Source organism: Streptococcus sp. 400_SSPC (assembly GCF_001072745.1).
In the GTDB taxonomy this organism is placed as follows: Bacteria; Bacillota; Bacilli; order Lactobacillales; family Streptococcaceae; genus Streptococcus; species Streptococcus xiaochunlingii.
This window is the reverse complement of sequence record NZ_JVIQ01000057.1, coordinates 20,656-39,216: the sequence shown is the minus strand read 5'-3', so window position 1 is coordinate 39,216 and position 18,561 is coordinate 20,656. Positions and strand designations below refer to the sequence as shown.

The following is an 18,561-nucleotide window of genomic DNA, read 5'->3' as shown; positions in this document are numbered from 1 at the left end:
TCATGAAAAAACTTGCAGTAGCACTCTTATCAGTCGCTTTATTAGCAGGCTGTGCCAATACATCTTCAAAAAATACAACTACAAATAGTTCCTCTTCGACAGTGAAATTGTCTAAAGAGGACCAAAAAGCCTTGGACCAGGCGACAAGTGAATACAAGGAGTTTGTGCAAGGACAAATTGATCAGTTGTTAAAAGATACAGAGGAATTTCAAAGAGTCCTCAAAAGTGGTGATTTAGAAGAAGCTAAGAAGGTTTATCCTTTGATTCGGATGTCTTATGAACGCTCTGAACCAATCGCTGAAAGCTTTGGGGAGTCTGATGTGAAGATTGACTTCCGTTTGGTTGACTATGTCGATGAAAATAAATCAGAAGAAGGATGGTCAGGCTTCCACCGTATCGAACGCATCCTCTGGGAACAAAATACAACCGAAGGCACTGAAAAATATGCAGAGCAATTGGTAAATGATATCAAAGAGTTGAAAGCTAAGATTGCGACAGTAGAAGTAACGCCAGATTTGATGTTGACAGGTGCGGTTGACCTCTTGAATGAAGTGGCGACACAAAAGATCACTGGGGAAGAAGAAATTTTCTCTCATACAGATCTCTATGACTTCCGTGCCAATATCGAAGGGGCTGAGAAGATCTTTGCTCTCTTCAAACCTCTCATTGAGAAGAAGGATGCCAAACTAGTGAAAACCCTTGAAACAGAATTCAAGGCGGTGAATGACTTGTTAGACAAACATATGACAGATGATTCCAACTATAAATCATATACAGACCTAACAGAAGAAGATACCAAAGAACTAGCAGAAGCAGTTACAAAATTGGGAGAACCACTCTCTCAAATGGGAATCATTTTAAACGGTAAATAACAATGACAAAAGACGAAAAATTTTTTGAAAAGAAGATGGATCGTCGCGAATTTCTGAAAAAAGCAGGTATTGGGGGAGCAGGCTTAGCACTTGGTCTATCCGGTGCTTCTGCTTTTTTCGCTAATAAGGAGCAAGGCTCCAAAAATATCGCAGACGGTCAAGAAGAAATTAGCTTTTACGGCAAGCATCAGGCTGGAATTACCACCCCCATGCAGAAGAATATCTATTTTGTGGTGCTCGATCTCCGGACGACAGATAAAAACGAATTGATTCAGTTGTTTAAAGACTGGACAGATTATAGCCAGAAATTAGTCAATGGAGAACTGGTCAAAAAAGATGGATCCAACGCTCTCTTGCCTCCAAGTGATACTGGGGAAACAGTCGGACTAAATCCTTACCGCCTCACCCTAACCTTTGGTGTTTCGGCTAGCTTTTTGACCAAACTAGGCCTTGAAAAGAAACGTCCCAAACTCTTCCGGGATCTGCCAGCTTTTCCTAAGGAACAGTTGAGAGAGCAGTATACGGGTGGTGATATCGTTATCCAAGCATGTGCAGATGATGAGCAGGTGGCCTTTCATGCTGTCCGCAATCTGATTCGTAAAGGACGCAATAAGGTGACCATGAAGTGGAGCCAATCAGGATTTGCTGCTATTGGGGATCGCATGGAAACGCCCCGGAACCTCTTTGGCTTCAAAGATGGAACTGCCAATGTCACGACAGAGAAAGATTTCGATAAGGTCGTCTGGGCTGATAGTCAAGACTGGATGAAAAACGGCTCTTACATGGCTGTCCGCCGGATTATCATGCATTTAGAGACCTGGGATCGTACCAACCTGCAGGAGCAAGAAAACACTTTTGGACGCTATAAAGAAAGTGGCGCACCATTTGGAAAGAAAAACGAGTTTGACGAAGTGGACCTCTCCCTTTTACCAGTTGACTCACATGTCCGTTTGGCTAAAGAAGTGGATCTGCCAATTTTGCGACGCTCTTATTCATACTCTGATGGGATTGATCCGAAAACGGGGCAGTTTGATGCAGGATTGCTATTTATTGCCTTTCAAAAGGATCCAGACCGCTTTGTGAAAATCCAAACCAATCTTGGGGCAGACGATAAGATGAATGAATATGTAACCCATATTGGCAGTGGCCTCTTTGCCTGCTTCGGAGGTGTGAAGGAAGGAGGGTACATTGGTCAAGACTTATTTGAATAAATTGTTAGTCGTCCTAGTAGCCTGTCTCTTTTTCATCGTGACTCCTGTTCAGGCCGAATCCTATAGTGATCTCTTTATCAAAATCACTGATGCAACGACAGCAGTTCGGGATAAGGACCAAGAAAAGGCTCACACTCTGGTCGCAGAGATAAAAGAGGAGTTTCTAAAGAAGGCCAATCATGATTCCAAAGCAGGAAAAGAGGTCCAGAAGAGTCTGGACTTGGAAGGAGAAATCACAGAAAAGCAGTTGGTGACCGTCTCCACTTCCTTGCTAGCCTTTGAAAAAGAGCAAAATCCAGTCGATCTGGATGCTGAAAAAGAGAAGCTAGAAACTCGCTTGCAACCTTACTTTGAGAAGCTACAAGAGGCGATCACAGCAAAGGATCTCCAAGCGACACGAAAGGCTTATGCCGATTTAAACAATACCTGGACCCGGAATGAAGCGGTTGTCAGAGATCACAGTACCGCCTATTACGGAAAGGTAGAAACAGCCATCTCCTTCTTGAGAAGTGCCATTGAAACGGAGCCTACAAACTTTGACGCCATCCAATCTTCATACAACGACTTAAAGAATGTACTGGATCAATTTATCAGTGGGGAAAAGATTGAGGAGACAAGCTCCAATCTGACCCTTTCAGACGGAATCAAGCTCCTCAAGAAAGCTCTAAGCCTCTTTCAAGCCAATGACACTAGCCAAGCTAGTCAAGTCATGAAGGAGTTCATTACCATTTGGCCAACAATCGAGGGCGATGTCAGCACGACCAATCCAGTTCTCTATACCCGAGTAGAAAGTCAAAGTCCAGTTATTATGGTCAAGGGGAAGGAGAGCAAGTACCAAAAACAACTGGAAGCTCTGATTAGTGATCTGTCTGCTATTGATACCACCGCCTCTTATTCGGCGGTTGACGCTATGTTGATCCTCTTACGCGAGGGTGTCGAAGCGCTCTTGATTGTCATGGCTTTGGTGACAGTTCTCAAATCTGCTAAATTGATCAAAGGTTTGAAATGGGTCTATGCAGGCGCTCTTCTAGGTATCCTAGCCAGTGCAGCCATTGCAGTCGCTCTTCAATTCTTATTCCCAGCTGTGACCTCAGCTTCCAACCGCGAGGTGATCGAAGGGGTAGTAGGGATTATCGCAGTAGGCATGATGATTGTCATTGGGATTTGGCTACATCGTAAGTCCTCTGTAAAAAAATGGAACCAATTCATGGAAAGTCAGATGAAGGCTGTGACAGCAACTGGAAGTTTCATTTCCATGTTTGCCCTCAGTTTTTTAGCTGTCTTCCGTGAAGGAGCTGAGACTATCCTTTTCTATGTGGGAATTCTCCCTCGTGTTCGCTCCTTTGATTTCTTCCTAGGGATTGGATTGGCACTTGCAGTTTTAGCCATTCTTGCTATTCTCATGACCAAGTCAAGCCATCTAGTCAAGCCACATAAGATTTTCTTCATTCTGACTTGGATGATCTATGCACTGGCCTTTAAGATGCTAGGGGTGAGCCTGCATGCGCTCCAATTAACCAATATGCTTCCCAATCATATCTTGAGTAATTTCCCAACCATTGATTGGGCGGGGATCTATCCGAGCTGGGAAGTTCTTGCTTGCCAAGTTCTATTCGTTCTTATTGTCGGGATTGTAACGGTGAAACAGCATGAAAAATGAAGATAGTAAGCTCACTATTGTAGAGCATTTAAGCGAGTTTAGACGACGCTTCATCGCTTGTATCCTTTGTTTTTTCCTTGTCTTTTGTGGAGCCCTCTTGTTTTCTGACCAGCTTTATGCCTTTTTGACGGCAGGATTTCGAGAGAAACTCTTGGTCCTTGGCCCTAATGACATTTTAAGCATCTACCTTCAGTTGGCGAGCTTAATGGCCTTTACCATCACCCTGCCCTTCACCCTCTTTCAAGTCTGGCAATTTGTAAAACCAGCTTTAAGAAAAGGAGAAGCTGGAGCTATTCTGCTCTATGTGCCCGCCAGTTTGATTTGTTTCTTGCTAGGCTTACTCTTCGGCTATTATCTGGTTAGTCCAGCTATTCTCGAGGTGCTCTTGAAGTTGGGACAAGGCCAGTTTACCATCCAGTTAACGGCACAGAACTACTTGGCCTTCATCTTTCATACGACAATACCTTTGGGTGTCTTGTTTGAATTGCCGGTCCTTGTAGCCTTTTTGACCTCGATTCATATCTTAACGCCAGACTGGTTAAGGCGCTATCGTCGAATAGCCTACTTTCTATTGCTAGTACTAGCGGTAATCCTGACGCCAGCTGATTTTATCAGTGACTTAGCAATGACCATGCCTCTGATCTTGCTTTACGAAGTAAGTCTGGGCATCAGTCGCATCATCTTTAACCGTATACAAAAAAGGAGATAAATATGGGAATTTTACGTGATATCGGTGCACCAGGACTGATTATTATCATCCTGGGAGCCCTCTTAATCTTTGGACCAAAGCGTTTGCCTGAGCTAGGACACTCGCTTGGGAAAATGTTCTCTGAATTCAAGTCAGCCGTCAACAATGGTGCTGCTGAAAAAGAAGAGGACAAAGAAAAGACTGGTAAGACTGAAGAATAATAGCTTACCTTTCATGATATTTTCTGACAGAACTATCTTTTGTTCTTTCATTTTCAATAATAGCAAAAGCAGGAGTAGATCGTTAATACGATATCTAAGTATGAATCCTGCTTTTTGTTATTATTGAACCGTCTGAAAATTTTTGTAAATTACAAATTGAAAACAAATCAAATTTTGATAGCGTTTTCCTTGAATCTAAAATCAGCCAGGAGTATAATAGAGGGTGGAAAAAGTACATTAAAAAGGAGTGTGTCATGATGATCATTAGTGTGATTTTTGCTGTAGCTTACTTTTTGTTGGTTGCCCTTGTTGCGGCTCTTGTTTTCCGAGCGATAGGAAAAATTTTTGAGCTCTTCGATGGCTACCTGATGTACCATTAAGAGATAAACAAGCCCACTCACTATGAGTGGTTTTTTACTATAGGACGGAGATAATTATGAAAACAGAATATGAAAAGATGATTGCTGGTGAGTTTTACAGTCCCATGGATCCAGAATTGAGGACCTTAGCCCAAGAAGCTCGGACCAAGCAATTTGCCTTTAACCAAGAAGCAGACGGTGAGAAGCGGAGTCAACTCATAAAAAGTTGGTTCGGGTCTACTGGAGAAAATCTATCCTTGCATCCCTTCTTGGCTTGTGACTATGGAGTTAATATCCACTTGGGAGAGAACTTTTATGCCAACTGGAACCTAACCATGCTGGATGTCTGCCCAATCAGGATTGGTAATAATGCCATGATTGGTCCCAATTGCCAATTTCTTACCCCTCTCCATCCGCTAGATCCGCATGAACGGAATGCAGGAAAGGAATATGGAGCTCCAATAACGATTGGAGACAACTTCTGGTCGGGTGGTGGAGCTATCATCCTTCCAGGCGTGACCTTAGGCGATAATGTCGTCGTTGGAGCAGGAGCAGTGGTGACCAAATCCTTCGGGGATAATGTAGTCCTAGCTGGTAATCCAGCCAGAATCATTAAGGAAATAGAGGTGAAAGAGTGAAGTTTTACTTTATCGGAGGACTGGGAAGTAATGAGAATCATATGAGCGAATTTGCTCATTACTTTCCATACCCCATCACCTATCTAGATCCCTATAATCTGAAACTGGAATCTCCCCAAGATTTAGTTGACTGGTTTGAAGCCCATGCCGATTCTAATGAAAAGACTTGTATCATTGCCCATTCACTGGGTGGAGATTTGGCTCGATACCTAGCATCCAATATGCCACAAATTACACATCTGGTTCTGCTAGATGGTGGCTATCTTGACATGGACCAGATCTTACCACTAGAGCAGGAAATCGAAGAGACACTCGCCTATCTGAAGCAACAGGTATTTCCGTCTCTAGAGGAAGCTGTTGCAAGTGAACTTGGAGATACTGTCATTCCTTCGCCAGCGACTATAAAGGCCATCCAAGCCAGTTATCGTTGGAATCCTGATCTCCATCATTATGAACTAGCTTTGGATCCACAAGCTGTTCTTTCCTTGCTGAGACTCAGACGAGAGCTCCGATCTTATCAAGCTCCACTAACGGATACCAAGGCTTTGTTTATCGGTCCTAAATACGAGGATGAGCCTGAATGGAGAGCAAGAGCACTTGAAAATTTAGATCCTTCTATCAAGAAGGTGCTCTTAAAGGATCTAGGCCACGATTTTTATACAGCAGTTCCCGAGTTTGTCAGCAAAGAAATCATCAATTGGATTTAAATTTGTTCATAAATAACTCATATTTAGAAGTTGTTCTAACTAATTGTCTAGTAATTTCCGAACATTATTTATATAATCAGCATTCTATTTGAATCGCCTCCGTATCTTTGTTATAATCTTGAATGGAAACGTCGGAAGACGAAGTGATGACCCATCACGATTTAAAATTTAGAAACGAGATTTCAATCCGTATGTTAAACGAATTTCCAATCTTTGATTACGAAGATATTCAATTAATCCCTAACAAGTGTATTATCAAAAGTCGTGCAGAAGCAGACACAACAGTTCAGTTTGGTAAGCACACCTTTAAGCTACCAGTTGTCCCTGCCAACATGCAGACCATCCTGGATGAAGATGTAGCTGAACAACTGGCTAAAGGGGGCTATTTTTACATTATGCACCGCTTTGACGAAGCTGGTCGCATTCCCTTTATCAAACGGATGCACGATCAGGGCTTGATTGCTTCTATCTCAGTTGGAGTAAAAGACTATGAGTACGACTTCGTGACTCAACTCAAGGACGATGCACCTGAATACATCACCATCGACATCGCTCACGGTCATGCAGATAGTGTGATCCAAATGATCCAGCATATCAAGAAGGAATTACCAGATACCTTTGTCATCGCAGGAAATGTCGGAACTCCAGAGGCCGTTCGTGAGTTGGAAAACGCTGGAGCAGATGCTACCAAGGTCGGGATCGGTCCTGGTAAGGTCTGCATTACCAAAGTGAAGACTGGCTTTGGTACAGGCGGTTGGCAGTTAGCCGCCCTTCGTTGGTGTTCAAAAGCAGCGCGCAAGCCCATTATTGCGGATGGTGGCATTCGGACCCATGGAGATATTGCTAAATCCATTCGTTTTGGTGCTAGCATGGTCATGATTGGCTCTCTCTTTGCAGGTCATATTGAAAGCCCAGGGAAAACCGTTGAAGTAGATGGGGAATCCTTTAAAGAGTATTACGGATCTGCTTCCGAGTACCAAAAAGGGGCCTATAAAAATGTTGAAGGCAAGAAAATCCTCCTACCAGCCAAAGGCCATCTTCAAGATACCTTGACAGAGATGGAGCAAGACTTGCAAAGCTCTATTTCCTATGCTGGTGGTCGCAAGGTTGCTGATCTCAAGCATGTCGATTATGTCATCGTAAAGAATTCTATCTGGAATGGTGACTCTCATTAAAACTACAATTACTTATTTATCTTGCGGATTGGCGCAAGGTCTCTACAAGGTGCCGGAACACCTAACAATAAGTAAGTCCTAGATTGATCCAGGGATACTTGGATTCTGTAGAGGCTTACTTGGTAAGTCTCTATTTTTTGTTCCAAACTGTTTAGGAGAAAACATGAAATTATTAGAAGAACGCATATTGAAAGACGGAAATGTCCTGGGAGAAAACATCCTCAAGGTCGATTCCTTCTTGACCCACCAAGTGGATTACCAGTTGATGAAAGAAATTGGGAAGGCTTTTGCGGACCGCTTTAAAGATGCTGGTTTGACCAAGGTTGTGACCATTGAAGCTTCAGGAATTGCACCTGCCCTTTATGTATCAGAAGCTTTGGAACTCCCCATGATCTTTGCCAAAAAAGCCAAGAATATTACCATGAATGAAGGGATTTTGACTGCAGAAGTCTATTCCTTTACCAAGCAAGTGACCAGTACGGTTTCCATTGCTAGCAAGTTTTTAACACCTGATGATCGCGTCTTAATCGTCGATGACTTTCTAGCAAATGGCCAAGCAGCTAAAGGCTTGATCCAGATTATCGAACAAGCTGGTGCGATTGTAGAAGCAGTCGGTATCGTCATCGAGAAATCCTTCCAAGATGGCCGTGGATTGCTAGAAGAACTCGGCTACCCAGTTGTTTCACTTGCTCGTTTGGACCGTTTTGAAAATGGTCAGGTTGTATTTAAGGAGGCAGACATCTAATGCAAAAACAAGAAAACCATTCACAGGCGGCCATTCTAGGCTTGCAGCACCTATTGGCTATGTATTCGGGCTCTATTTTAGTACCGATCATGATTGCAGGTGCTTTGGGTTATAATGCCCAACAATTGACCTATCTCATTTCCACAGATATCTTTATGTGTGGGGTAGCCACCTTCCTGCAATTGCAATTAAACAAATACTTCGGGATTGGTCTTCCAGTCGTCCTTGGGGTTGCCTTCCAGTCTGTGGCACCTCTCAGCATGATTGGGGCTAGTCATGGTAGTGGTGCCATGTTTGGTGCCTTGATTGTTTCCGGGATTTATGTGGTTCTGGTCTCAGGTTTCTTCTCTAAAATCGCTAACCTTTTCCCATCCATTGTGACGGGATCTGTCATTACGACCATTGGTTTGACATTGATTCCAGTCGCCATTGGAAACATGGGTAACAATGCTGAAGAACCAACAGTTCAAAGTCTGATCTTGGCCGTGATTACCATTCTCATCATTCTGGTGGTTAACATCTATACAACTGGCTTTATCAAATCCATCTCTATTTTGATTGGGTTGATCGTTGGGACAGCCATCGCAGCTTCAATGGGCTTGGTGGACTTCGCACCAGTAGCACAAGCTCCAGTTGTTCACGTTCCAACACCATTCTTCTTTGGAGCTCCCAAGTTTGAAATCACTTCAATCGTCATGATGTGTATCATCGCAACTGTTTCCATGGTCGAATCGACTGGTGTCTATCTTGCCCTATCAGATATTACCAAAGATCCAATTGATAGCACGCGCCTCCGTAATGGTTACCGCGCTGAAGGTTTGGCCGTCCTTCTTGGCGGCATCTTCAATACCTTCCCATACACTGGATTCTCACAAAATGTCGGCTTGGTGAAATTGTCTGGTATCAAGACCCGTCTTCCAATCTACTACGCGGCTGGCTTCCTCGTTCTTCTTGGTCTCCTGCCTAAGTTTGGAGCTTTGGCGCAAATCATTCCAAGTCCAGTACTTGGTGGAGCTATGCTAGTCATGTTTGGTTTTGTGTCTATTCAAGGGATGCAGATCCTTGCGCGTGTTGATTTTGAGCACAATGAGCACAATTTCCTCATCGCAGCTGTATCGATCGCAGCAGGGGTAGGATTGAACAACAGCACCCTCTTTAATGGCCTACCAAGTGCCTTTAAAATGTTCTTTGCAAACGGAATTGTTGTTGCCAGTGTCTTGGCTATCATTCTGAACGCCATCTTAAACCGCAACAAAAAATAATCTAAAAAACTGAGGATCCGTTAGATCTTCAGTTTTTTAATTTTTTTGACATTTAAGGAGACATATAGTAGAGTGGTAAGAGAAAATTTCACCATGATAAGAAGAGAGTCCTACCATGTATCTAACCCATCATTTTAAAGAGCGCTTGCGCTTGTTTATCAGTCTATTTATCCCCCTCCTGGTCTATCAACTTGCCAACTACTCTGCTAGTTTTGTGGATACAGCCATGACGGGACAATACAATACCTTAGACTTAGCTGGAGTCTCGACTGCCACAAGTCTCTGGAATCCATTTTTTACCTTTTTAACGGGAATTGTATCAGCTTTAACACCGATTATCGGTCATCATTTAGGACAGGGAAATAAAAAACGAATCGCTTCTGATTTTTATCAATTTATCTATCTCTCTTTCATGATGGCTGTCCTTTTGATTGCTTTTGTCTTGCTGATTGCACCAATCGTCTTAAGAAAAATTGGTCTAGAAAGTGTCGTAGCTGGGATCGCAACCCATTATTTAGCCTTTCTCTCTCTAGGGATTTTGCCACTTTTACTCTTTAGTGTGGTCCGTTCCTTGCTGGATACCTTGGGGCTCACTCGCTTGTCCATGTACCTCATGCTCCTCTTATTGCCTTTAAATGCAAGTTTTAACTACATGTTGATCTATGGAGCTTTTGGTCTACCTGAGCTAGGAGGAGCAGGAGCAGGACTGGGGACATCCTTAGCTTACTGGGTTCTCCTCATCATTGCTTTCTTGATTCTTTTCAAACATCCTAAAGTAGCTATCTACCAACTATGGAAGATCCAACCTCTCAACCTCAAAGAGATGAAAGAGACGATCCGACTCGGCTTACCGATTGGAGGGATTGTGTTTGCAGAAGTGATTATTTTCTCTGTAGTGGGCTTGCTCATGGCTAAATTCCCATCAATGACTATTGCCAGTCACCAGTCGGCTATGAACTTCTCAACCCTTATGTACGCTTTCCCAGCTAGTATCTCCAATACCATGGCTATTATCGTTTCCTTTGAGATTGGGTCTGGGCGTCCCGATGTCGTTCGTCAATATTGTCGGATTGGACGCTGGACAGCCTTTGGGTTTTCCTTCTTTACCCTTACTTTCCTCTATCTGTATCGCTATCAAGTGGCGGGTCTCTATGGAACTGACTCAGAATTTATTCATCAGACAGCCATTTTCATGACCTATAGCCTGCTGTTCCAAATAGCAGATACAGTCGCAGCACCGATTCAAGGGATTCTTCGGGGGTACAAGGATACTACCGTTCCCTTCTTACTTGGTGTCTTTAGTTACTGGTGTGTCTCTATTCCCTTGGGGATCTTTTTAGACCATGTCACTAACCTAGGTCCGTATGCTTACTGGATTGGCTTAATTTCTAGTATTGTCGTTAGTGGTATTTGTTACCAGATGCGACTATGGCAGATTCAAAAGAAATACCAAATTTCCTAAAAGAGGCTGGGACAAAAGTCCTAGCCTCTCAATTGTCTTTGGATTATCGAGCAAAACGCAGTGGTTGAGTGGGCTCTACTTCGCTGATTTCATCAGCTTTTACAGCCCTACTCAACTGTGCGGAGGTGGGACGACGAAATCGAATTCTAACGAATTACCTATTTCTGTCCCACTCTCTTATTTAGTGCGCATCTCACCTTGAGGGAAGTAGGTTCCTTCAGGCATATCATTAATAATGACATGGACAGCAGATTGGGGAGCACCTGTATTCCGAACGACAGCCTCGGTTACTTCCTTGGCCAAAGCTTTCTTTTGCTCCAATGTGCGCCCTTCGAATAAATCAATACGTACAAATGGCATTGCGCCACCTCCTTCATAAATCTTAACCTTATTTTATCACATTTTAGGATACAAAGCTGGGCAAAAATATGGTAAAATATAATGAAACACTTTTAGAGAGAACAGAAGGAAAATGGCACAATTATATTATAAATATGGGACTATGAACTCAGGTAAAACCATCGAAATTTTGAAGGTAGCCCATAATTATGAAGAACAAGGCAAAGGCGTGGTCATCATGACCTCTGCCATCGATACACGAGATGGAGTGGGAGTAGTTTCTAGCCGGATTGGTATGAAACGGGAAGCTATGGCCATCGAAGACGAGACAGATATCTTCGGTTATATCCAAAGTTTGGAAGAGAAACCCTATTGTGTCTTGATCGATGAAGCTCAGTTTTTGAAACGCCACCATGTCTATGACTTGGCTAGGGTTGTTGATGAAATGGATGTGCCGGTGATGGCTTTTGGCCTCAAAAATGATTTCCGAAATGAACTCTTTGAAGGTTCCAAATACCTCCTCTTGTTAGCCGACAAGATCGAAGAAATCAAGACCATCTGCCAATACTGTTCCCGCAAGGCGACCATGGTCTTGCGTACCCAAGCGGGCAAACCCGTCTACGATGGAGAGCAGATCCAGATCGGTGGACACGAGACCTATATCTCGGTTTGCCGTAAGCATTATTTTAATCCTGATATACCAACTGAAAGCGTCTAGAACGTTTTAGAGAGGATAATAATGTCTATTTGTTTAAAAGATATTACAATAGAGAATTATTTTAACGTTTTAAATCTAGAAGTTCAGCCAAACCAAAGGAATTTTATTGCATCCAATTCCATTAGTTTAGCTGAAGCCTATGTATATGATAAAAATGGTGATTTTATAGTTCCCTTAGCAGTTTATGATGAGGAAGTATTAGTTGGTTTTGTTATGATTGCCTATGACCAGAAAATTGGGATCAGCAAGGGGAACTACTTGTTATTTCGTTTTATGATCGATAAACGATTTCAAGGTTTAGGCTATTTTAAACCGACTATGGATGCAGTCATTGACTTTGTTCGAACAGAGCCAGCTGGAAAAGCAACAAGTCTTTGGTTATCTTATGAACCGGAAAATAATCAAGCGAGATCTTGCTATCTCCATTATGGATTTAAAGAAACTGGCGAAGTCATAGAAAACGAAATTGTAGCAATCTATGATCTAACAACCAAGAATTAAGGAGCAAACATGAATATCTATGATCAACTACAAGCTGTAGAAGACCGATACGAAGAGTTAGGAGAGTTATTGAGTGACCCAGATGTGGTCTCTGATACCAAACGCTTTATGGAGCTTTCAAAAGAAGAAGCTTCCACTCGTGACACGGTGACAGCTTACCGTGAGTACAAACAAGTCCTTCAAAATATCGTCGATGCTGAAGAAATGATTAAAGAATCAGGTGGAGACGCTGATTTGGAAGAAATGGCCAAGCAAGAACTTAAGGATGCTAAGGCTGAAAAAGAAGAATACGAAGAAAAACTGAAGATCTTACTTCTTCCAAAAGATCCAAACGATGATAAGAACATTATCTTGGAAATCCGTGGGGCAGCAGGAGGAGACGAAGCCCAATTGTTCGCTGGTGATCTATTGCAGATGTACCAAAAATACGCAGAAAGCCAAGGCTGGCGCTTTGAAGTCATGGAAGCTTCCTACAATGGCGTTGGCGGGATCAAAGAAGTCGTAGCCATGGTCTCTGGTCAATCAGTCTACTCGAAACTCAAGTATGAATCTGGTGCCCACCGGGTGCAACGGGTTCCTGTGACAGAAAGCCAAGGGCGTGTCCATACCTCTACAGCAACCGTTCTGGTCATGCCAGAAATCGAAGAAGTTGAGTACGACATTGATCCAAAAGATCTTCGGATTGACATCTACCACGCATCTGGTGCGGGTGGACAGAACGTCAACAAGGTCGCAACAGCCGTTCGTATCGTCCACTTGCCAACCAATATCAAGGTAGAGATGCAGGAAGAACGGACGCAACAGAAGAACCGCGAAAAAGCCATGAAGATCATCCGTGCGCGTGTGGCTGACCACTTTGCTCAGATTGCCCAAGACGAGCAGGACGCTGAGCGGAAGTCAACTATCGGTACTGGGGATCGTTCAGAGCGGATCCGGACTTACAACTTCCCTCAAAACCGTGTGACCGACCACCGGATTGGCTTGACCCTTCAAAAACTGGATACTATCTTATCTGGTAAATTAGACGAAGTGGTCGATTCCTTGGTCTTGTATGATCAAACACAAAAACTAGAAGAGTTGAACAAATAATGTTGTTGGGACCATTATTAGCCCAGTATGAAGAAGCATTAATAGCCGTTGGAGAGGAAGCAGAAAGCCTCTCCTTCGCATATCGTGCTTTAAAAAAATGGACCTTTACAGACTTTGTCCTTGCCTTGCAAAAAGAAGTGGAAGTAGAGGATCAGGCCTTGCTTGATACCATCTTTGAGCAGTTGAAACATCACGTCCCTGCCCAGTATATTATTGGCAGTGCAGAATTTTGTGGCCGTGTTTTTACAGTTGATGAGCGCGTGCTGATCCCACGACCAGAGACAGAGGAGTTGGTGGATCTCATAATTGAGGAAAACGATGAGGAAGCCTTACGAGTTCTAGATATCGGAACAGGTAGTGGCGCCATTGCGATTAGCTTAGCCCTTGCTAGACCTTCCTGGCAGGTTCAAGCTAGCGATGTGTCAGAAGAAGCTTTAGCCCTTGCTCAAGAAAATGCCAAGCAGCTAGAAGCAGTTCTTGAATTCAAGTCGTCAGATGTACTGGACGAACTAGAAGGTCCTTATGACCTGATTGTGTCCAACCCACCCTATATCTCTCGGGATGATGTAGAAGAGGTTGGAGCCAATGTTTTAGCCTCTGAACCCCACTTAGCTCTTTTTGCGGATCGTGATGGATATGCCATCTACGAAAAGATTGCCCAACAGGCACCAAGTGTTTTAACAGCAGATGGAAAGATTTATCTAGAAATCGGCTATAAGCAAGGAGGCAAAGTAAAAGACCTCTTTCAAGAAGTATTTCCCAACAAACGCGTTCGCGTTCTGAAAGACCAATTTGGACAAGATAGAATGGTAGTAGTAGACAATGGATAACATTGAGAAAGAATTAGAAGCAGGCCGTGCGGTTATTCTGCCAACTGAAACAGTCTATGGTATTTTCGCTAAAGCTTTGGACCAAGAGGCAGTTGATTATATATACGAGTTAAAACGTAGACCGAGAGACAAGGCACTGAATTTAAATGTAGCCGGCGAAGAAGATATCAGACTATATTCGAAAAATCAACCCAGTTATTTAACAAAACTGATTGATTCATTCTTACCAGGGCCTCTCACTATCATTCTTCAGGCGAATGACAAGGTCCCAGACTGGATTCATTCAGGATTGGATACAGTTGGTTTCCGTATTCCGGATCACCCAAAAACATTGGAATTAGTTCGTAAATACGGCCCTTTGGTAGGTCCCTCGGCTAATCTTTCAGGTCATGCAAGTGGAACAAAGTATGAGGCTATTGTAAGCAAATTTGATCAAGTGGTTCCTGGTATAGAGGATGATGACTTCTTGACTGGCCAAGATTCAACTATTTTGGATATCTCTGGTTCTAAAGCTAGGATTTTGCGGCAAGGTTCTATAACGAAAGCTGATTTGCTTGCACATGTGCCCGAGCTTTCCTTTGAGGATGATGAATTTCCTCAGTGATAATGTACATAAATATTTTTTTATAAAGGAGAAGACCTATGATTTTTGACAAAGAAGATTACAAAGCCTATGATGCGGACCTATGGAATGCCATCGCAAAAGAAGAGGAGCGCCAGCAAAACAATATCGAGTTGATTGCTTCTGAGAACGTCGTTTCAAAGGCAGTCATGGCTGCACAAGGGTCTATCCTGACCAATAAATATGCTGAAGGTTACCCTGGTCATCGTTACTATGGTGGGACAGATGTTGTAGACGTCGTTGAAAGCTTGGCGATTGAACGCGCTAAGGAAATTTTTGGTGCTAAGTTTGCCAATGTTCAACCCCACTCAGGTAGTCAGGCCAACTGTGCTGCTTATATGGCCTTGATTGAGCCTGGCGATACTGTTATGGGGATGGATCTGGCTGCAGGGGGACATTTAACTCACGGCGCCTCTGTGAGCTTCTCAGGGCAAACCTACAACTTTGTATCCTACAGCGTGGATCCCGAAACAGAACTCTTGGATTTTGACGCTATCTTAAAACAAGCCCAAGAAGTGAAGCCAAAACTCATCGTTGCTGGTGCATCAGCCTACTCTCAGATTATTGATTTCTCAAAATTCCGTGAGATTGCGGATGCAGTAGGAGCCAAGCTCATGGTTGACATGGCCCATATCGCTGGCTTGGTAGCGGCAGGTCTTCATCCAAGTCCAGTTCCTTATGCCCATATCACGACCACGACCACTCACAAGACCCTTCGTGGCCCTCGTGGTGGCTTGATCTTAACCAATGATGAAGACTTGGCCAAGAAGATCAATTCAGCTATCTTCCCTGGTATTCAAGGAGGACCTTTGGAGCATGTCATCGCAGCTAAAGCAGTAGCCTTCAAGGAAGCACTGGATCCAGCCTTTAAAGAGTATGCAGCGAACGTCATTAAAAACAGTCAGGCTATGGCGGATGTCTTCTTACAAGATCCTGATTTCCGTGTCATTTCAGGCGGAACTGAGAACCACCTTTTCCTTGTCGATGTGACGAAAGTCGTTGAAAATGGGAAAGTGGCGCAAAACTTGCTAGATGAAGTCAACATTACTCTCAACAAGAACTCCATTCCTTACGAAACTTTATCACCATTCAAGACCAGTGGGATTCGGATCGGTGCAGCAGCCATCACAGCGCGTGGTTTTGGAGTAGAGGAAAGCCGTACAGTGGCTGAACTGATGATCAAAACCTTGAAAAACGCAGAGAACCCAGCTGTATTAGAAGAAGTGCGGAACCAAGTCAAAGCCTTGACAGATGCCTTCCCACTTTACGAGGACTAAACCATCTTATGGACATTTACGTAAAAAAAGCCATCATTCATCAATTTAGCCCAGATGGTACTGAACTTTATCTTGCAGACAAATTCCTGATTATCACCCCCAAAATTGAGGAATACTTGCGCAAAAAGATTGAGCGGGTCTATTCCGATGAGGCGAAGACCGGCATTTTTAAGGAAGACAATCCATTCCTTGAGATGATAACGGATGATCTCCTAGAAACTTCAGTAGCCTTAGCCAATCGCTGGAAAGAAGAATTTGTCGTCTCTGAGAATCAAAAGACCAACGATTTGGTGTTTATCCAATTCTCAAAAGAAGGGGTGGATCATTTTGCCTTTCTTCGGATCGCCTTACGGGAAACCTTGACACATCTTGGTGGGGAAGTGGATAATCCGATTAAGTTGACGCAAAACAATCTACCTGGCTTTGGAACGGGTGCTGATGAAGCCTTGGTCATTAATCTTCAAAGCCGCAAGTACCATTTGATCGAAAAACGAATCAAGTACAATGGCGATTTCTTGAACTATTTCTCTGAGAATCTCCTCCAGGAGCAACCCAAGATTTCACCTAAAAAATCGATCAAAGAAATCGAAAAAACAGCCCAACGGATTGCTGAGAACTTCCAACAAGATGATTTTCAGTTCCAATCCAAGGTCAAATCAGCAATTTTCAACCAACTGGAAGAAGAGAATGAACTGTCACCTGAAAAGTTAGCCAATGATTTGTTTGATAACAACCTAACGGCTCGACTCAGTTTTGTCGATCAGGTGAAAGAGACTATTCCAGATCCTGTTCGCTTCGATGAGATTGATGCCAGCCGCCAATTGAAGAAATTTGAAAACCAAAAACTCTCCCTTTCAAACGGAATTGAGCTTTTGGTCCCTAACCATGTTTACGAAGATGCTGAATCGGTAGAGTTCATCCAGAATGAAAATGGGACCTACTCGATCCTCATCAAGAATATAGAGGACATTCAGAATAAATAATGATGAAACGAATAATAAAAATTTTCTTTTGCCTCTTGCTCGTCTTTTTCATATACAAGGGCTATCAGATACACCGGGATGTCAAACAGGTCATGACTTATCGTACCTTAGTGCGTGAAGTACTGGCTGAGGAAGATACTGGTACGAATGAAGATCTGATCCTTGCTATGATTTATACAGAGACCAAAGGCAAGGAAGATGATGTCATGCAGGCCAGTGAAAGTGCAACAGGCCAGACAAATTCTATCACCAATAACAAAGAAAGTATCCGCCAAGGAATTCAAACCCTCTCTGAGAATCTGCGAAAAGCAAAGGAGAAGGGAGTCGATCCTTGGACAGCTGTTCAGGCTTATAATTTCGGACAGGATTACATTGAATATGTAGAAAAAAATGGCGGGAAAAACAGCCTTGAATTATCTCGTAAATACTCAAAAGAAGTGGTTGCGCCAAGTCTTGGAAATGTCACAGGGAAGACCTATCTTTATCTCCATCCTATTTCATTTTTACATGGCTCAGAGCTCTACGTTAATGGGGGAAATTATTATTATTCACGTCTCGTTGAAATGAATCAGTTCATCATGAAACTATTTTCCTGGTTCTAATACAAGCAGTCACTCTAAACAAGGGAAGAATCCCTTGTTTTTTTATGGAGCAAACTGCCATCTGTTTTTAAAGGAGCCGTAAGTCAGTCTTAAGATAAAAAGGATAAACTAGTTGGGAGGCAAAGGGATAAAACCTGCTTCCTTTTTCTGTAGGCTTATATTAAAAATTTAAGTCCTAAAAAAAACCAATTTTCATTGGCTTTTTAATCTGTTACTTCGATTGAGAGATAAGGAATACCTAAGATTTTTCCAAAAATACCTAGAAGTGTTTTCATAGCTGAAGCTTTAATAATAGCTGTTTGACCAGCTTTTACGATCACTTCCTTAGAACGAGTGAAGGCTCCTCTTTGATCTACGTAGACCTTAACCATATCAAGCCCTTCAGGAAGCGGAAGTATAACGGTTTCGTCTTTGCTTAAGTTGGCAACACATTCTCCATTGATATAAACGTTTACCTTCATTAATACACCTACAAGACCTGTTTGACGCGATACTGTAATTTCTGACATTTTGTTTCTCCTAAACTTTAAAAGTATTTTACTTAATAATTCATAAAAATAACGATAGCTTTATCATAGCATTGTTTTCTTTAAGAATCAA

At 42.8% G+C, this 18,561-nt stretch carries 22 protein-coding genes and 1 riboswitch; of the genes, 20 read left to right on the top strand and 2 right to left on the bottom strand.

The genetic code is table 11. The features are described 5' to 3' along the window. The first annotated feature begins 2 nt into the window (after positions 1–2). The 12 genes from efeO to ADH49_RS07360 all read left to right on the top strand — a co-directional run bounded on the left by efeO (position 3) and on the right by ADH49_RS07360 (position 11,000). A complete protein-coding gene (gene efeO, locus ADH49_RS07410; RefSeq protein WP_048691249.1) occupies positions 3–872 on the top strand; it encodes an iron uptake system protein EfeO in 870 nt (289 codons plus the stop codon). A 2-nt stretch (positions 873–874) separates the two neighbouring features. Continuing rightward, positions 875–2,083 (top strand): iron uptake transporter deferrochelatase/peroxidase subunit, encoded by a 1,209-nt coding sequence (efeB, locus tag ADH49_RS07405; protein WP_048691247.1) that lies wholly within the window; start codon positions 875–877, stop codon positions 2,081–2,083. Further along, the gene (locus tag ADH49_RS07400; RefSeq protein WP_048691245.1) at positions 2,061–3,743 is read left to right on the top strand and encodes an FTR1 family iron permease; all 1,683 of its coding nucleotides are present in this window, start codon (positions 2,061–2,063) and stop codon (positions 3,741–3,743) included. Before efeB ends, ADH49_RS07400 begins: the two co-directional genes overlap by 23 nt. Next, the gene (gene tatC, locus ADH49_RS07395; protein ID WP_048691243.1) at positions 3,733–4,452 is read left to right on the top strand and encodes a twin-arginine translocase subunit TatC; all 720 of its coding nucleotides are present in this window, start codon (positions 3,733–3,735) and stop codon (positions 4,450–4,452) included. Before ADH49_RS07400 ends, tatC begins: the two co-directional genes overlap by 11 nt. A gap of 2 nt (positions 4,453–4,454) precedes the next feature. Beyond that, positions 4,455–4,652 (top strand): twin-arginine translocase TatA/TatE family subunit, encoded by a 198-nt coding sequence (locus ADH49_RS07390; protein ID WP_048691241.1) that lies wholly within the window; start codon positions 4,455–4,457, stop codon positions 4,650–4,652. Between the two features lie 254 nt (positions 4,653–4,906). Next, the gene (locus ADH49_RS10430; RefSeq protein ID WP_023023285.1) at positions 4,907–5,032 is read left to right on the top strand and encodes a hypothetical protein; all 126 of its coding nucleotides are present in this window, start codon (positions 4,907–4,909) and stop codon (positions 5,030–5,032) included. A 56-nt stretch (positions 5,033–5,088) separates the two neighbouring features. Beyond that, positions 5,089–5,649, top strand: coding sequence for a sugar O-acetyltransferase (locus ADH49_RS07385; protein WP_048691238.1), 561 nt, complete (start codon positions 5,089–5,091; stop codon positions 5,647–5,649). Between the two features lie 41 nt (positions 5,650–5,690). Next, positions 5,691–6,356 carry an alpha/beta hydrolase gene (locus ADH49_RS07380; RefSeq protein ID WP_239681823.1) on the top strand — a complete coding sequence of 222 codons (666 nt, stop codon included), beginning with the start codon at positions 5,691–5,693 and terminating at the stop codon, positions 6,354–6,356. A gap of 191 nt (positions 6,357–6,547) precedes the next feature. After that, positions 6,548–7,531, top strand: coding sequence for a GMP reductase (gene guaC / locus ADH49_RS07375; protein WP_048691233.1), 984 nt, complete (start codon positions 6,548–6,550; stop codon positions 7,529–7,531). Then, positions 7,524–7,619, top strand: a riboswitch (purine riboswitch). Its footprint overlaps the gene before it by 8 nt. A 75-nt stretch (positions 7,620–7,694) precedes the next feature. Then, the gene (locus tag ADH49_RS07370; protein WP_048691232.1) at positions 7,695–8,276 is read left to right on the top strand and encodes a xanthine phosphoribosyltransferase; all 582 of its coding nucleotides are present in this window, start codon (positions 7,695–7,697) and stop codon (positions 8,274–8,276) included. Further along, positions 8,276–9,538, top strand: a complete 1,263-nt coding sequence (locus ADH49_RS07365; RefSeq protein ID WP_048691230.1) for a nucleobase:cation symporter-2 family protein — start codon at positions 8,276–8,278, stop codon at positions 9,536–9,538. The genes ADH49_RS07370 and ADH49_RS07365 overlap by 1 nt, the downstream gene beginning before the upstream one ends. Positions 9,539–9,653: 115 nt before the next feature. Continuing rightward, positions 9,654–11,000: an MATE family efflux transporter gene (locus tag ADH49_RS07360; RefSeq protein WP_048691228.1), complete on the top strand. Its 1,347-nt coding sequence runs from the start codon at positions 9,654–9,656 to the stop codon at positions 10,998–11,000. Between the two features lie 177 nt (positions 11,001–11,177). Here ADH49_RS07360 and ADH49_RS07355 read toward each other — a convergent pair whose 3' ends face one another. Then, on the bottom strand, positions 11,178–11,360 hold the full coding sequence (locus ADH49_RS07355; protein WP_001117401.1) for a 4-oxalocrotonate tautomerase: 183 nt from the start codon (positions 11,358–11,360) through the stop codon (positions 11,178–11,180). Between the two features lie 112 nt (positions 11,361–11,472). On the opposite strand from ADH49_RS07355, the gene ADH49_RS07350 reads away from it, so the two are divergent. From ADH49_RS07350 to ADH49_RS07315, 8 genes are read left to right on the top strand one after another with little or no spacing between them, the layout of a single operon-like run. Beyond that, positions 11,473–12,057 carry a thymidine kinase gene (locus ADH49_RS07350; protein ID WP_048691226.1) on the top strand — a complete coding sequence of 195 codons (585 nt, stop codon included), beginning with the start codon at positions 11,473–11,475 and terminating at the stop codon, positions 12,055–12,057. A gap of 21 nt (positions 12,058–12,078) precedes the next feature. Beyond that, entirely contained in the window at positions 12,079–12,558 is a 480-nt protein-coding gene (locus ADH49_RS07345) for a GNAT family N-acetyltransferase (protein WP_048691223.1), read from the top strand. 9 nt (positions 12,559–12,567) lie between these two features. Beyond that, positions 12,568–13,647 (top strand): peptide chain release factor 1, encoded by a 1,080-nt coding sequence (gene prfA, locus ADH49_RS07340; RefSeq protein WP_048691222.1) that lies wholly within the window; start codon positions 12,568–12,570, stop codon positions 13,645–13,647. After that, entirely contained in the window at positions 13,647–14,477 is an 831-nt protein-coding gene (gene prmC / locus ADH49_RS07335; protein ID WP_048691220.1) for a peptide chain release factor N(5)-glutamine methyltransferase, read from the top strand. The genes prfA and prmC overlap by 1 nt, the downstream gene beginning before the upstream one ends. Further along, positions 14,470–15,081, top strand: a complete 612-nt coding sequence (locus ADH49_RS07330) for an L-threonylcarbamoyladenylate synthase (RefSeq protein ID WP_048691218.1) — start codon at positions 14,470–14,472, stop codon at positions 15,079–15,081. The genes prmC and ADH49_RS07330 overlap by 8 nt, the downstream gene beginning before the upstream one ends. Positions 15,082–15,119: 38 nt before the next feature. Next, a complete protein-coding gene (gene glyA / locus ADH49_RS07325) occupies positions 15,120–16,376 on the top strand; it encodes a serine hydroxymethyltransferase (RefSeq protein WP_048691216.1) in 1,257 nt (418 codons plus the stop codon). Between the two features lie 8 nt (positions 16,377–16,384). Further along, positions 16,385–17,359 carry a nucleoid-associated protein gene (locus ADH49_RS07320; protein ID WP_048691214.1) on the top strand — a complete coding sequence of 325 codons (975 nt, stop codon included), beginning with the start codon at positions 16,385–16,387 and terminating at the stop codon, positions 17,357–17,359. Next, positions 17,359–17,961 (top strand): lysozyme family protein, encoded by a 603-nt coding sequence (locus ADH49_RS07315; RefSeq protein ID WP_048691211.1) that lies wholly within the window; start codon positions 17,359–17,361, stop codon positions 17,959–17,961. Before ADH49_RS07320 ends, ADH49_RS07315 begins: the two co-directional genes overlap by 1 nt. A gap of 203 nt (positions 17,962–18,164) precedes the next feature. Here ADH49_RS07315 and ADH49_RS07310 read toward each other — a convergent pair whose 3' ends face one another. Continuing rightward, positions 18,165–18,470, bottom strand: coding sequence for a hypothetical protein (locus tag ADH49_RS07310; protein ID WP_048691209.1), 306 nt, complete (start codon positions 18,468–18,470; stop codon positions 18,165–18,167). Positions 18,471–18,561 lie beyond the last annotated feature (91 nt).